The organism is Phorcysia thermohydrogeniphila (assembly GCF_004339575.1).
GTDB lineage: Bacteria > Aquificota > Aquificia > Desulfurobacteriales > Desulfurobacteriaceae > Phorcysia > Phorcysia thermohydrogeniphila.
Genome location: NZ_SMFV01000004.1, coordinates 1 through 15,506, shown reverse-complemented (window position 1 = coordinate 15,506; position 15,506 = coordinate 1). Strand labels below are relative to the sequence as shown.

12 protein-coding genes and 1 tRNA gene are annotated in these 15,506 nt (G+C 47.6%); all 13 read right to left on the bottom strand.

The features are described 5' to 3' along the window. Positions 1 to 15: 15 nt before the first annotated feature. Positions 16 to 1,668, bottom strand: a complete 1,653-nt coding sequence (locus CLV27_RS05645; RefSeq protein WP_132526709.1) for a hypothetical protein — start codon at positions 1,666 to 1,668, stop codon at positions 16 to 18. Then, positions 1,656 to 2,591, bottom strand: coding sequence for a YifB family Mg chelatase-like AAA ATPase (locus CLV27_RS05640; protein WP_132526707.1), 936 nt, complete (start codon positions 2,589 to 2,591; stop codon positions 1,656 to 1,658). The genes CLV27_RS05645 and CLV27_RS05640 overlap by 13 nt, the downstream gene beginning before the upstream one ends. 83 nt (positions 2,592 to 2,674) lie before the next feature. Continuing rightward, positions 2,675 to 7,087 (bottom strand): DNA-directed RNA polymerase subunit beta', encoded by a 4,413-nt coding sequence (gene rpoC, locus CLV27_RS05635; protein WP_132526705.1) that lies wholly within the window; start codon positions 7,085 to 7,087, stop codon positions 2,675 to 2,677. Between the two features lie 79 nt (positions 7,088 to 7,166). Then, positions 7,167 to 11,501, bottom strand: a complete 4,335-nt coding sequence (gene rpoB / locus CLV27_RS05630; protein ID WP_132526703.1) for a DNA-directed RNA polymerase subunit beta — start codon at positions 11,499 to 11,501, stop codon at positions 7,167 to 7,169. Positions 11,502 to 11,617: 116 nt separating this feature from the next. After that, complete coding sequence (rplL, locus tag CLV27_RS05625) at positions 11,618 to 11,995, bottom strand: 50S ribosomal protein L7/L12 (protein WP_132527111.1); 378 nt, start codon at positions 11,993 to 11,995, stop codon at positions 11,618 to 11,620. Positions 11,996 to 12,032: 37 nt separating this feature from the next. Further along, positions 12,033 to 12,566 carry a 50S ribosomal protein L10 gene (rplJ, locus tag CLV27_RS05620; RefSeq protein ID WP_132526701.1) on the bottom strand — a complete coding sequence of 178 codons (534 nt, stop codon included), beginning with the start codon at positions 12,564 to 12,566 and terminating at the stop codon, positions 12,033 to 12,035. Positions 12,567 to 12,763: 197 nt separating this feature from the next. Then, positions 12,764 to 13,486, bottom strand: coding sequence for a 50S ribosomal protein L1 (gene rplA / locus CLV27_RS05615; protein WP_132526699.1), 723 nt, complete (start codon positions 13,484 to 13,486; stop codon positions 12,764 to 12,766). A 53-nt stretch (positions 13,487 to 13,539) separates the two neighbouring features. Next, positions 13,540 to 13,965, bottom strand: a complete 426-nt coding sequence (rplK, locus tag CLV27_RS05610; RefSeq protein WP_132526697.1) for a 50S ribosomal protein L11 — start codon at positions 13,963 to 13,965, stop codon at positions 13,540 to 13,542. 18 nt (positions 13,966 to 13,983) lie between these two features. Beyond that, positions 13,984 to 14,724, bottom strand: a complete 741-nt coding sequence (gene nusG, locus CLV27_RS05605; RefSeq protein ID WP_132526695.1) for a transcription termination/antitermination protein NusG — start codon at positions 14,722 to 14,724, stop codon at positions 13,984 to 13,986. 13 nt (positions 14,725 to 14,737) lie between these two features. Next, positions 14,738 to 14,920, bottom strand: a complete 183-nt coding sequence (secE, locus tag CLV27_RS05600) for a preprotein translocase subunit SecE (RefSeq protein ID WP_132526693.1) — start codon at positions 14,918 to 14,920, stop codon at positions 14,738 to 14,740. Positions 14,921 to 15,006: 86 nt separating this feature from the next. Further along, positions 15,007 to 15,082 (bottom strand) — tRNA-Trp (locus CLV27_RS05595). Between the two features lie 21 nt (positions 15,083 to 15,103). After that, positions 15,104 to 15,268 (bottom strand): 50S ribosomal protein L33, encoded by a 165-nt coding sequence (rpmG, locus tag CLV27_RS05590; protein WP_132526691.1) that lies wholly within the window; start codon positions 15,266 to 15,268, stop codon positions 15,104 to 15,106. Between the two features lie 67 nt (positions 15,269 to 15,335). After that, the coding region (locus CLV27_RS05585) for an EF-Tu C-terminal domain-related protein (protein WP_486644306.1) at positions 15,336 to 15,506 on the bottom strand (171 nt) is incomplete at its 5' end.

The following is a 15,506-nucleotide window of genomic DNA, read 5'->3' as shown; positions in this document are numbered from 1 at the left end:
TCATCTCCCTAAACTCTAATTACTAACTATTCTTATCATCCTCCTCACCCAATTCTCCCAGTCTTTTCTACTTACGCCCTGTATGGGCTTTTTGTAAAAAACCTTAAAGCCTCTTTTCTCACAAAAGCGTCTAAACCCTTTGTGATTTATCTCCATAAACGCTTTAAAGAAGTTCTCCACTTCATCTGGGAATTCCAAACACCTATTACCTATAATTATAGGCAAGCTTATAAACTCCGAAACGTCTCCCTGGTCTGTAAAGATAACTGTAGCACATCTTCCCTGCGGTAACGGAATAAAGAATACTCCAACCTTTTTCTTTCTACCGTCTGGATAGTAAAGCTGTTGATAATCTTTTTTCCTCCGTGGTTTAATCTTCTTAGGAGTGAACTCTCTGTATTCTATCTTGACGCCCAAAGCAATCTCTACTCTTCTCATTAACTTTTTAACGATGTCCAAACCAAATGTTCTCTCATCTTTACCCACCCTCCCTCTCTCTTTCCTTTCCAAATTTACAGGCTTAGCACTACCATCCTCTTTCCCCCTTACCTTACTCAAGTCTTTAACTTCACTGGTAGAAAGGGCTAATGGAATAGCCTTGACCATTCCATTATTAGGTACTTTAACTCCGGTTTTAACTATGATTACAGATTTATCAGCCTTAGGGGAAAGGGGATTGAACGAAATTTTCTCTGGAGCCTCCTTTGAGGAATAAGCCTGATTAACGTCGTATCTCTTAGTAGACTTAGAACTTACGGCATTAGAGGAACGATAAAACCCAAGCGTCTTAGACTCCTTTTTACCCTCACGGGTGTACCTTTTGACCTCAAGGGTATCCGTTCCTAAAAGCATTCTTTCATTAACCCACAATATCTCTGCCACGAGAAACTCACTTTCAGAGATTGGAATAACTCGGAATCCTGCTTCCCAATCCCCAGAAACGGGCAAAGTTGCCCTAAAAACGTACCTTAAAGGTTTCCCTTGTTCCCTTCTTTGCTTCTTTTTTCCAAAGTAGAGGGAACTTACTGAGTCGTAAGCCTTTTTAGCCTCCCTATTGCTCAGGTAAAGGTACAGGAAGAAAGGGTCTGCATTAGAGTATCCGTGTTTAACGTGAACGTATGGAGGAGTAGCCGTAGAACTAAAGTCTAAAACTTCACTGCTCAAAGTTCCTTTAAAGAGATTGTGGGTAAACTTAGTAGAGGGAAAGTAAAAAGCACTACCTATTACTGACGCTGGGATGTAGTAGGTTCCATCTATTGAGTTTATGACTAAAACTCTTTGCCTGTCAAGCTCTCCATGAAGGCTGTTATTAGGAACATATTGCTTAATAAAGTTGGAAAGAGACGGAATGTCTCCCACTCTTGTCAAAGAACTATTAGATTCAAGAGAAAACCAAACGTCCCTTTCCTCTCCTATCTTTGTTATTTCAACCTTTTCTTTTTTTCTATCAACTACCACGTAGCTGAAAATTGAATAGTATCTAAGGAACTCTGGTGGAATTAAAACGGTAAAAACGTAGTCTTTCTTTTCGTTAAGAAAAAGAACCCTGAAATGGAGACCGGACAGAGTATCGCCAAGTTCCTGCAAGTCAATCACGAAAGGGATAAAGTAAGGAGTGTTATTCCATATTCTATCGTCGTTTAGTATTATTTCTTCTAAGGAAGGCATAGCTGTTCCTCAGTTGCAATAAATTTTGTAGAGTCGCAGTATTTGTTGGAGAGTTGCAGGAACTTTTGGATTCTACACCCTCCACCGATAAGGGAGACGTCTGAAGAGCTACTGTGGGGAGCTCTAAAAGGACGCCTTGTTACAGGAACTTCTTCTGTTAGCCCGGCTATGCTGTATATCTTGCTCGTTTCAACGATTTCCTCTTCCGTCATTGGGGGCATTATGGTCGGCATCCTCCTTGCGAGCATAGTTTTTCCTGAACCGGGAGGGCCAACCATAAAGACGTTGTGGTGGCCTGCTGCGGCGATTTCAAGAGCTCTCTTCGCGTGGAGCTGACCGACGATATCGGCCATATCAACGTCGTAGCTAAGTTCTAAGTTAAGGCCTAAAGCTTTGGCCGGAGGTATCTCTATATCTCCATTGAGGAAAGCTACCGCTTCTACAAGGTTCTTTACGGGTATAACCTCTATTCCTTCTATGAGTAAGGCCTCTTCAACGTTTTCAGGAGGAATTATTAAACCTTTATAACCTCTTTCTTTTGCAAGAATTGCGGCAGGTAGAACCCCTTTTACCTTTGTGACTTCTCCTTTTAAACCCAGCTCTCCAGCTACTATGTAGTTCCTTAAACTTTCTTCTGAAAGGAGTCCTGCTGTTGCCAGTATTCCGAGTGCTATAGGCAAGTCGTATAGAGTTCCTTCCTTTCTTAAGTCTGCCGGAGCAAGGTTTACCACAACCTTTTTCGTTGGAAATGGGTAGCCTGAGTTTACAATGGCCGCTCTTACCCTCTCTTTACTTTCCTTTACCGCCGAGTCCGGAAGGCCGACGATTGTTACTCCCGGCAGTCCCCTTCCGGCATCAACCTCTACGAAAACCTCTAAGGCATCTACGCCAACGGTTGTATAGCTGATAACGGTGGATACCAAAAAATCCCCCTTACCGTTTTGTTTATTATAAAAAACCCCGCCGGTAGTGGCGGGGCTTAGAGAATTTCCTCGCTGAAGAGGTTTCACTCAGTTTGGGTCTCCTTGCACGGAGTCCAAGTAACCTTCCTGTACTCCTTCCTTCCAGTTCCAGCAGGAATGAGCCTTCCGATTATTACGTTCTCCTTGAGACCGCGTAAGTAGTCCCTCTTACCGGCAATTGCGGCCTCAGAGAGAACCCTTGTCGTCTCTTGGAAGGATGCAGCAGAGATGAAGGAGTCTGTAGAGAGGGCTGCCTTTGTGATTCCTGTAAGGACAGGCCTTGCTTTAGGAGGTCTCTTACCCTCCTTGAAGAGCTGTTCCCTTACCCTTTCAAACTCCTCTCTGTCAACAACTTCTTCAACTAAGAAGTTGCTGTCTCCGGCGTCTTCAATCCTTACCTTAGAGAGCATCTTCCTGATGATTACCTCAAAGTGCTTGTCGTTGATGTCTACGCCCTGAGCGCGGTATACGGACTGAATCTCGTCAAGGAGGAACCTTGCAACAGCCCTTTCACCGAGGATGTTGAGGATGTCGTGAGGGTTGAGCTGTCCGTCGGTGAGAGGCTCTCCGGCTTTGACGTAGTCTCCAGTCCTTACGTAGATGTACTTACCTTTTGGAACTTCGTACTCACGCTTAATACCGGTTTCTGGGTCAAGGATTGTTATTATCTTCTTGTTCTTGTCGGTTTCTATGTAGACCTTACCGCTAATCTCGGCAAGGATTGCAGGGTCCTTAGGCTTCCTTGCCTCAAAGAGCTCCGCAACCCTTGGAAGACCACCGGTGATGTCCTTTGTTCCACCGATCTTCCTTGGAAGCCTTGCAATCTGCTCACCAACTTCTACCTCTTGGCCTTCCTTAACCATAATCCTTGCGCCTACGGGGATTGGGTAGAAGTCAATTACGTTGCCCTCTTCGTCAAGGAGCTCCACCGTAGGCTCGTAAGGAAGTGTCCTGTACTCAAGAACTACCGGCTCAGTCTCAGAAATCGTTACACCGGGGATGATGTCCTTGTACCTAACTCTACCCTTCCTGAGGGCAAGAATTGGAATTGCGTGAGGATCCCACTCAGCAAGTACCTGTCCTTTTGTAACTTTCTCTCCGTCTTTAACCTTAAGGACTGCAGCGTAGGGTATGTCGTAGCGCTCAAGGTGTTTGCCGGTCTTCTCGTCAACAACGGCAATCTTTCCGGCCCTGTTGATGACGATAACCCTGCCTTCCCTATCGGTGATTGTGTTGACGTCAAATATCCTGACGATACCGTCGTGCTTAGCCCTGTAGTCGGAGGCCTCAGCCCCCCTCATGGCAATACCACCGATGTGGAAGGTACGCATCGTTAGCTGAGTACCCGGCTCACCGATGGACTGGGCTGCGATGATACCTATCGCCTCTCCGAGCTGTACGGGGCGTCTCCTTGCAAGGTCCCTACCGTAACACTTGGCACAGACTCCAAAGGATGCACGGCAGGTTAGGACGGAGCGGATTTTAACCGTGTCTATTCCAAGGTCTTCAATTCTCTCTGCAACCTCGTCGGTTATCTCCTCGTTCTTCCTAACGAGAACCTCTCCGGTTACAGGGTCAACGATGTCTTCTGCTGCGTATCTTCCGGCAATCCTCTTAGAGAGAGGAATAACAACCTCTCCAGCTTCCATAAGGGCAGAAACTTCTATACCGTCGTCGCAACCACAGTCTTCCATAGTGATGATTACGTCCTGTGCAACGTCTGCAAGTCTCCTTGTGAGGTATCCGGCGTCGGCGGTCTTAAGAGCCGTATCTGCAAGACCTTTCCTTGCACCGTGGGTAGAGATGAAGTACTCAAGAACTGTCAGACCTTCACGGAAGTTGGAGATAATTGGAGTTTCAATGATCTCACCGGAAGGCTTAGCCATAAGACCACGCATACCGGCAAGCTGACGAATCTGTGTAACGTTACCACGAGCTCCAGAGTGGAGCATCATGAAGACGGGGTTGAACCTTCCGTCGTTTGGAAGCCTTCCGCGGGCGTCAAGGTCGTGGTTCTGCATGTACTCCATCATGTCGCGGGTGAGCTGTTCGGTAACTCTTGTCCAGATGTCAACGATCTTGTTGTAACGTTCGTCTTTGGAAAGGAGGCCTTTTCTATAGCCTTCCTCTATTTCGGCAACTTCTTTCTTGGCCTTTTCAATGAGCTCCTTCTTCGTAGGAGGAACGTGGAGGTCGTCAATTCCGATTGAGAGTCCTCCAAGGGTAGCCTGAATGAAGCCGGCCTCTTTTAGTCTGTCAAGCATGTCAACGGTTACTTCGTTACCCATCTTCTTGTGGATGTCGGCAATGAGCTCTGCAACGGCCTTCTTTGTCATTACCTTGTTAACGAAGGGGTAGTTCTCCGGAAGGAGTGTATTGAACTTAACCCTACCTACCGTTGTCTCAACGATTTCAGGCTTTCCGGACTCTGTCTTGTTGGCAGGGAGTCTTACCTTTATCTTGGCGTGAAGGTCTACAAGTCCAAGGTCGAGGGCTTTTAGAACCTCGTCTATTGAGGAGAATACCTTTCCTTCTCCCTTAGCTCCCGGCTTTTCAAGGGTCATGTAGAAGAGCCCAAGAACCATGTCCTGAGTTGGAACAGCTAACGGCTTTCCGTGGGCGGGGGAGAGGATGTTCTGGGTTGAGAGCATGAGAGTGTAGGCTTCAAGCTGTGCTTCAAGGGAGAGTGGCACGTGGACGGCCATCTGGTCGCCGTCAAAGTCAGCGTTGAATGCTGTACATACGAGTGGATGGAGCTTAATAGCTTTACCCTCAACGAGAACGGGCTCAAAGGCCTGTATGGAAACCCTGTGAAGGGTTGGCGCACGGTTTAGGAGGACTGGGTGTTCTTTAATAACTTCTTCAAGGCACTCCCAGACCTCAGGCTCTTGACGCTCAACCATTTTCTTGGCTTGTTTAACCGTGTTGGCGTAGCCTTTCTCTTCAAGCCTCCTGTAGATGAATGGCTTAAAGAGCTCAAGGGCCATTACCTTTGGAAGGCCACACTGGTGCATCTTGAGCTCAGGACCGATAACGATAACGGCACGACCGGAGTAGTCAACACGCTTACCGAGGAGGTTCTGTCTGAACCTTCCCTGCTTACCCCTTAAGACATCAGAGAGAGACTTAAGTGGGTGTCCTTTGGAGGACTTAACGGGTCTTCCACGTCTTCCGTTGTCTATGAGAGTGTCAACGGCCTCTTGAAGCATGCGCTTTTCGTTTCTTATGATGATGTCTGGAGCGTCAAGCTCAATGAGGCGCTTTAGACGGTTGTTCCTGTTTATAACGCGCCTGTAGAGGTCATTAAGGTCAGATGTTGCGAACCTTCCTCCCTCAAGAGGTACAAGTGGACGGAGCTCTGGCGGAAGGACGGGAAGAACCTCAAGAACCATCCATTCTGGCTTGTTGTTTGAGTTGAGGAAGGACTCAACTATCTTTAGCCTTCTAACGAGCTTCTTCAGTTTAGCTTCTGTTGTGTCCTTCCTCGTAGCCCTTCTTATCTCTTCCTTTACGAGCTCTTTACTCTGGATTTTTCCTTGCTCAACTAAGAAGTCAACGTACCAGTCAAGGGCTTTTCCGCCCTTTTCAACTTCTATGTTAACCTTGTCCCTAAGGGCTTTATACTCGTTGTACTCAATTATTTGGCCTTTTTCCAGATTAGAGTCGCCCGGGTCTGTTACAACTACGAGGACGTTCTTAACGATTCCGATAATTACGTCCTCAGAAAGGCCTGTGTAGTAGGAGAGGGTGTCAACTGCTGCTTTAAATACGTTGGGTAGGCGCTTCTGGAGGTCTGCGTTGATAGAGGAGATTTCACCGGAGTACATCTTAATCTCTTCGCGGAGCTCCTCTGCAAGCTCCTCAAGGTCTACCCTCTTGAGTGCCTCCTTTATACCGGCAGCGCCGATTCCAACTTCAAAGGCGTCCTCTCCGAGCTCCTCTACCTTTTCCCTGTACTCCTCTTCGGTGAGTATCTGGAATTTCTTGAGGCCGGTTTCCTCCTCGTCTCCCGGGTCAAGGACGATGTAGCTCTCAAAGTAGACGACCCTCTCAACTTCCCTTACAGAGAGGCCGAGGAGAGCTCCGATTTTACTCGGAACGGACTTAACGTACCAGATGTGGGTACAGGGAGCGGCAAGTTCTATGTGACCAAATCTTCTACGCCTCTCTTTAGAAAGGGTTACCTCAACGCCACACCTATCACAGACAACGCCGGCGTACTTTGAACCCCTGTACTTACCACAGAGACACTCCCAGTCCCTGACGGGGCCAAAAATCCTTGCACAGAATAGACCGTCCCTTTCGGGCTTTAGCGTTCTATAGTTAAGGGTCTCTGGAAGCTTAACTTCACCGTAGGACCATTCCCTAATTTTTTCAGGGGAGGCAAGGCCAATCTCAATTGCATCAAAGTCAAAAGTTTTTGGTTCTTCAGAGAAGATTATTTCTTTCTTGCTCACTACCAGTTCCTCCTGATTAGGGGTTTAAGGGAGGGAAGTTTAAGGGCAGGGAGCTAAGAGCTCCCCACCCGTATTAGCCTTAATGTTCGTTTCCTTCTTCATCCTCTTCAATCTGCTTGATGAACCTTACGTCAAGGGCGAGAGCTTTAAGCTCCCTTACCAGTACGTTGAAGGACTCAGGGAGTCCCGGCTCAAAGGAGTACTTACCTTTGACGATGGCCTCATAAACCCTTGAACGACCTTCAACGTCGTCGGACTTAACGGTGAGCATCTCTTGGAGGGTGTAGGCAGCACCGTAAGCCTCAAGGGCCCACACCTCCATCTCACCGAACCTCTGGCCACCGAACTGGGCCTTACCACCAAGAGGCTGCTGAGTAATGAGGGAGTATGGACCTGTGGAACGGGCGTGAATCTTATCGTCGGCAAGGTGGATGAGCTTAAGCATGTACATGTAACCAACTGTAACGTCCTGGTCAAAAGGTTCACCTGTAAGGCCGTCGTAGACCTTTAACCTTCCGGTTTCGGGAAGGCCTGCTCTTCTTAGGAGCTCCTTAATCTCCTCCTCTTTTGCACCGTTAAAGATTGGGGACTCAAACCTTATACCCTGCTTAGCTATCTTCTTGGCGACTTCCCTAAGCTCATCATCTGAGAGGGAGTCTATGAGCTTGCTGATTCTCTCGTCGTTGTAGATAGCCTTAAGCTCTTCCCTTACCTTCTCAAGGCCTACCTTTAGGAGCTCCTCTATCTTCTTACCGAGGGCCTTAGCTGCAAGTCCAAGGTGGGTTTCAAGGATCTGTCCAACGTTCATACGTGACGGAACACCAAGTGGGTTGAGAACGATATCAATAGGTGTTCCATCCTCAAGGAATGGCATGTCCTCAACGGGTCTAATCTGGGAGATAACACCCTTGTTTCCGTGGCGACCAGACATCTTGTCGCCAACGGTGAGCTTACGCTTCGTAGCGATGTAAACCTTAACCTTCTTGTTAACGCCGGCAGGAAGGTCGTGCCCCATTTCAAGGGCAGCCTTCTTCTCTTCATAGATGTTCTCAATGAGGGCAATCTTATCTACCGCTTTTAGCCTTATCTTCTTGAGCTCTTCTACTGTAGCCTCGTCGTCAATGATTGACGGCTTCCTGAGGGCAAAGAATACGAGCTGTTCAACCTTGTCCTCTGTAATCTCTTCACCAGCAGATATGATGAGGTTTCCGGCTGCGTCGCGGACGTCTTCCCTAACCCTCTTACCGAGGATAGCCTCAGCAGCCTTTCTGTCCCTGTCCTTCTTGATGAGGGCAATCTCTTCCTGTTTCTCCCTTTCAAGCCTTGCCTTCTCTTCAGCTTCAATGAGCTGGGTTCTTGGGTCTTTCTTCTCTCCCTTCCTTGAGAGAATCTTAACGTCTATAACAACTCCCTCAACACCGTGGGGAACGTAGAGGGAGGAGTCCTTAACGCCCTTAGCCTTCTCACCGAAGATTGCCTGAAGGAGCTTTTCTTCTGGAGTGAGAACCTGCTCTCCCTTAGGAGTAACCTTACCGACGAGGATGTCTCCCGGTTTAACGTAAGTTCCAATCCTTACGATACCGGACTCGTCAAGGTTCTTGAGGAGGGACTCTGGAACGTTAGGAATATCCCTCGTAATTTCCTCTCTTCCGAGCTTTGTCTCTACAGCTTCACACTCAAACTCCTGAATGTGGATAGATGTGTAAACGTCGTCTTTAAGGAGTCTCTCGCTTACCAGAATAGCGTCCTCAAAGTTGTAACCGCGCCACGGCATAAAGGCGACGAGGACGTTCTTACCGAGGGCTAACTCTCCGTTTTCCATAGATGGGCCGTCTGCGATAATCTGACCCTTCTTGACCCTCTGTCCCTTTCTGACGATAGGCCTCTGGTTGATGCAGGTCTTCTGGTTGGACTTCTGGAACTTCTTGAGCTCGTAAACGTCAAATCCTGTATCTACGGAGAGACCACCTTCCTCTAACTCTTCAGGGTCAACTCTGATTATTATCTTGTCAGCGGTTACGCTCTCAACGATACCGGATCTCTTTGCGACTACAGCTGCGCGGCTGTAGAGGGCAACCTCTTTCTCCATTCCCGTTCCAACGAGTGGTGCCTCCGTCTTTATGAGGGGCACCGCTTGACGCTGCATGTTTGAACCCATGAGAGCACGGTTAGCGTCGTCGTGCTCAAGGAACGGGATGAGAGAGGAGGAGACTGAGAATACCTGCTTTGGAGAGACGTCCATGAACTGGACTTCTTCTCTCTTAACGAGCTTAAACTCCGCCTTGTGGCGTGCCATTACCGTATCGGCGGCTATGTAGCCGTTCTCGTCAACGGGAGCGTTTGCCTGAGCTATAACGTACTTCTCTTCCTCGTCGGCAGTCATGTATACGATTTCGTCTGTAACCTTACCGTTAACAACTTTCCTGTAAGGAGTTTCAAGGAATCCGAGCCAGTTAATCCTTCCGTAGGTTGTTAGAGAGTTGATAAGACCGATGTTCTGACCTTCTGGAGTTTCAATTGGACAGATTCTTCCGTAGTGGGATGGGTGAACGTCACGGACTTCAAATCCAGCCCTCTCCCTTGTAAGACCACCGGGACCTAGTGCAGAGAGACGCCTCTTGTGGGTGGTCTCTGCCAGTGGGTTTGTCTGATCCATAAACTGGCAGAGGGATGTGAGTGTGAAGAACTCGTTTAGTGGATTGAGAGCAGTCCTTGGGTTAATTAAATCTTGGGGCATTACGGAGTCTATATCGGCAACGGCGAGCTTTTCCCTTATTGCCTTTTCAAGCTTAAAGAGACCGGACTTAAAGGCAATCTCTGCAAGCTCTCCAACTCCCCTAACCCTTCTGTTACCGAGGTGGTCAATGTCGTCGTACTCCCTGATGCCGGCGTGAACTTCAAGGAGTGCCTTAACTGCACCGACGATGTCGGCCTTGTGGAGAATCCTTCCGGCCTCGTCGTAGTCTGGCTCAACAGGTATTTCGTCTACGTTTGCAGCGGCAAGTTTTAGGGCAACTTCAGAGTCAATGAGAGTTCCGGCAGGAACGACGATGTCGTTTTCCTCGTTGTAGATGTCCTTGGCTACCCTTAAAGGTGGAAGCCACTCAATATTTTTAAGGTCTTCCTTTGTGAGCTTCTGGAGCTTTTCTTTCGGGTAGACCTTTTCGTTTATCTTAGCCCTACCAACCCTTGAAAGGTCGTAGTTCTTGGTGCTGAAGAACATGGACTCAAAGAGCTTCTTAGCTCCTTCAACTGTTGCGGTGTCTCCCGGCCTTACCTTTCTGAATATCTCAACGTAGGCAGCAATTAGTGGGTCTTCTATCTTTTCCCTTACCCTGTCCCTCTTTTCCTTCCTTAAGGTGTTGATGATTACGGCACCGTAAGGCGTAGCCTTCTTGTTTACAGCCTTAAACTCAGCTCCTTCTGGGAGCTTCCTTGAGCTGGTGGAGAGCTCCTCATAAGCTTCCTGAATAACCTCACCGGTTTCTGGGTCAATAACGTCGGTTACAAGGTAGTAACCGGTAAGCTCTTCGGGGGTTTTAACTTCACCGGTCTCTACGTTGATAACTTCACCGTTTTCAACCTTAAATGTCTCTATAACGTCGCCGTAGAAGAGGTTGAGGATTTCTTCGTCGGTTCTAATTCCGAAGGCCCTTAAAAGGTAAGTTCCAATGAACCTTCTCTTCCTATCAATCTTTGCGTAGAGTATCTCGTTGTGGGGTATTTCAAATTCAAGCCATGAACCCATTGCGGGTATAATGCTGGCAATGTCAATGATGCGGGCAACCTGCGTTGTTTTTGATACTTCGCTCTTGAAGAAGAGACCCGGTGACCTGTGGAGCTGACTAACGACTACTTTTTCTGTTCCGTTTATGATGAAGGTTCCCCTGTCTGTCATCAGGGGAATTTCACCAAAGTACATCTTGTTTTCTTTGATGATGGGGGCGATTTTCTCGCCGGTCTTTGGGTCTTTCTGCCATACGTGGAGCTCAAATAGAACCCTTAAAGGTGCGCTGTAGGTTATTCCTCTTTCCTTACACTCATCTGGGGTGTACTTTGGGCGGAAGACAACTTCCATTCCACACTTAGGGCAAACTACCCCTTTACCGCCAAGCCCCTGAAACCTTCCACACTTACAGTACCAGTCGCCAATCTCGTAACCTTTGTAGTGGATTTCAACTCCTGTAGCTTCATCTACAATTGGGAAAGCCTGTCTGAAAGCGGACTCAAGTCCTACGTTTTCCCTCTCGTGGGGAGCTTTGTTGAGCTGGAGAAATCTCTCGTAGGATTCAAATGGAAACTGGAGAAGGTCAGGAATTGGGAAAGTTTCTTTTCTTTTTGCGAAACTCTTCCTTGGAAGAGATGTTATTGGCTCTCTAACGGTGGAGGGGGCTGTTTTTTTGATTTTTCCCATAGTCGTCCTCTTCTCCCGGAAGTTTTTTTACCTTTAAATAGCAGAAGGGAGACTACCCCTATAGGCAGTCTCCCAGCTGATAAATTATAGTCCTTCTTTAGTCGGTTTTCAAGGGGTTACTTGATTTCTACTTCAGCACCGGCTTCTTCAAGCTTCTTCTTAATCTCCTCAGCCTCTTCCTTGGATACTCCTTCCTTAACTGGCTTTGGAGCTCCGTCAACAAGCTCCTTAGCTTCCTTGAGTCCGAGACCAGTGATTTCCCTAACAACCTTGATAACCTGAATCTTCTTGGAACCGGGGGACTTGAGGATTACGTCAAACTCAGTCTTCTCCTCAGCAGCAGCTCCTGCAGCAGCTCCGGGAGCAGCAACAGCTCCAGCTGCAACAACAGGCATGTCGGAAACGCCGAACTCTTCCTTAATAGCGTTGATGAGCTCTACGAGCTCAAGAACTGTCATGTTCTTGATAGCTTCAATGATCTGCTCCTTTGTGATCTCAGCCATTTTTCTCCTCCTCTTGATTTATGAAAATTTAAGCACCTGCCTTTTCCTTCTCAGCCTTGACGTTCTCAAGAACTGTAACGAGCTTTGTAAAGAGGTTGTCAAGAGACCAAGCGATAGCGTTGATTGGGTACTTGAGGACAGATACAAGCTGACCGAGGAGCTCCTCCCTGCTTGGAAGGGACGCGAGCTGTTTTATCATCTCGTAGTCGGCAACCTTACCCTCAACAACGGCCGCCTTGAATTTAAGGTTGAAGCCTTCGTCCTCAAAGAACTCCTTTAAAACTTTTGCAGCGGCTACGATGTCCTCTGTAGCGAAAACGATACCTGTTGGCCCTACGAAGGCGTCCTTAATCTGCTCTACAGGTGTTCCGGGGTAGGCGTGCCTCATAAGGGTGTTCTTTACTACCTTGTACTCAGCGCCGACTTCCCTGAGCTTTCTTCTTAAAGTGGTGCTCTCGGCAACGGTCATGCCGTGAAAGTCTGTGAGTATTACGAGGGAAGCCTTCTCAAACTTTTCTCTTATTTCCTTTACAATTTGCTCCTTATGTTTTCTCGTCTTCAATGGAGCTACCTCCGGAGAGTTTTGCGCGGAGTCTCGTAGAGGGAGGGCATAGAGGGGAGGGATAGGTTGACAGGCTTCTCCCGGTCTCAGCAGGCCGCCTTTTAAGGCGTTTAAGCTCTATGCACCTGCCCTCTACGACCGCACCTAAACTGTCGCGCTAATCTTATTCAAAATTTACAGTTTGTCAACCTCTGAGTTTACTCTGTTGACTGAGCTCTGCTTATAGCGTCAAATACGTCAACTTTAACACTTGGGTCCATTGTTGCAGAAACGGCGATTGTTTTAACGTACTGACCCTTTGCTCCGGATGGCTTTGCTGCAAGGATAGCCTTTAAGAGGGCAACTGCGTTCTCAAGGAGTTTCTTCTCGTCAAAGGAGACCTTTCCTATTGGAGCGTGAACGATACCGGCCTTCTCAACCTTAAAGTCAACCTTACCGCTTTTAGCTTCCTTAACGGCCTTTGCAACGTCAAAGGTTACAGTTCCAGTCTTGGGGTTAGGCATAAGTCCTCTTGGACCAAGGATTCTACCGAGCCTTCCCACTTTACCCATCATATCGGGAGTTGCAATGAGAACGTCAAAGTCAAGCCATCCCTGCTGAATCTTCTGGATAAGCTCATCGCCACCAACGTAGTCAGCACCGGCTTCCTGAGCTTCCCTCAGCTTTTCACCTTGAGCGATTACTGCAACAACCCTCTCTTTTCCGAGACCGTGGGGGAGGACGACGCTACCCCTTACCATCTGGTCCTGATACTTTGGGTCAACGTTAAGCCTTACGGCCATTTCAACGGTCTGGTCAAAGTTCCTCTTTGTTACCTCTGCCATCTTCTTAACGAGGGCAATGGCCTCGTCAAGGGGATAGAGCTTCTGCCTGTCCACGAGGGCTAAGGCGTTCATGTACTTCTTACCGTGCTTTGGCATCTTTACCTCCTTCGGCTTTTTTGCCTCCCACCTTTTAGGTGGTTGGAGTAAGTTTAGTCAACGATTTTTACTCCCATGTTTTCAGCTGTTCCAGCTATGATTTTCATAGCTGTTTCAATGTCGTAGCAGTTGAGGTCCTGCATCTTCATTTCTGCGATTTCCCTGAGCTGCTTCTTTGTGATTTGACCTACCCACTCCTTCTTAGGGCTGTGAGCTCCCTTCTCTATTCCTGCTGCCTTCTTGATGAGGACGGAAGCTGGAGGTGTTTTCAGGACGAAGGAGAATGTCCTGTCTGCGTAAATCGTAATTACAACGGGGATAACAAGACCTTTCTTATCAGCTGTTGCTGCGTTGAAGGCCTTTACGAACTCCATAATGTTTACGCCGTGCTGACCAAGAGCCGGTCCAACCGGTGGTGCAGGTGTTGCTTCACCGGCAGGCAGCTGAAGCTTAACCTCAGCTACTACTTTCTTAGCCATATCTTCCTCCGTCTATCCTTAACTGATTTTCTCCACTTGGTCAAACTCCAGTTCAACCGGAGTTTGCCTGTCAAAAATGTTCACCAAAACTATAATCTTTTCGTGGACAGGGTCAATCTCTGAGATTGTGCCTTCAAAGCCGATGAATGGACCTTCTTTAATCTTAACCTTGTCTCCAATGTCAAGGCCGAGCTTCCTGATTCTTGGGACGCCCTTCTTGAGCCTTTCCCTCATCATGGTAATTTCAGATTCTGGCACTACAACAGGCCTTCCACCGGCGCTGACAAAGCCTAAGACCCTTGGAACTCTCCTTATTGTGCTCTGAACGTTTTTGTCAAGCTCTGCCTTTATGAATATGTAACCGGGGTAGAGTCTGTCGCGGAGCTCTATTTTAGCCTCTACTCTATTTTCTGGACACTTGATTTTCTGGCCGATTTTCTCAATTGGCTTATCTGGCGTGCACTTTTTCTTTTCGCACTCGCAGGACTCAACCCATACCTTACCGTCTTCAATCCTGAAAACGACCTTTTTCCCCTCTTCTCCCTCAACCTCGTAGATTCTTGGTTCTTCTGAGTAGAGAGGGAGCTCCCCCTTTTCTTTTCCTTTCACCTTGAATACCACCTTCTCAACTGCAGGAACGAAGATTTCCTCTACCTTTTCGCTGAGTCCCTCTTCTTTCAGAGCCTTGAGGATATTCGCCTTAACCCTGTGTTCAAATCCCGACTGGACGTGAAGGGAATACCACTTTTTTTCTCCCATTGGAATCACCCCTTTATTTGGCAATTATGACTTTTAAGAGCTCGGAAAATACAAAGTCAAGTACCCAAAAGTAAACTGCGATAAAGGCGCAAAAGACAACAACTCCTACCGTTGCCTCTACAACCTCCTCCTTGTTAGGCCATGTAACTCTGTTTAACTCCTCTCTGACTTCTTTTAAAAACTTTGCTGGAGACATGATTTCCTCTTAAGCTGTAAAGAGTTATTTTTAACTTGGGATTTTGATTTAGAGATTTTATCAAAAAAGACGGAAATAAAAATAAATGGCAGGCCAGGAGGGACTCGAACCCCCAACCGCCGGATTTGGAGTCCGGAGCCCTACCAATTGGGCTACTGGCCTACCTGCAAGAGGAAATATAGACTATTTCACCTCTCTGTGCAAGGTGTGTTTGTTGCACCATTTGCAGTATTTCCTGAGTTCAAGCCTGTCGGGCGTGTTCCTCTTGTTCTTAGTTGTTGTGTAGTTCCTCCTCTTACACTCTGTGCAGGCAAGCTGGATTATCTCACGTGCACCTTTCTTTGCCATTTTTGACTCCTAACTTAAGGGTATTTTTGAAGAAAAAGCCCCCTCGTAGAAGGGGGCGAGAGTTTTATTAGTCAAGAATTTCAGTAACTACGCCAGCACCAACAGTCTTTCCACCTTCACGAATAGCAAACCTGAGTCCTTCTTCAATAGCTACTGGCTTGAGAAGCTCTACCTCAAAGGTAACGTTGTCTCCGGGCATTACCATCTCTACGCCTTCTGGAAGCTTAACCTTTCCTGT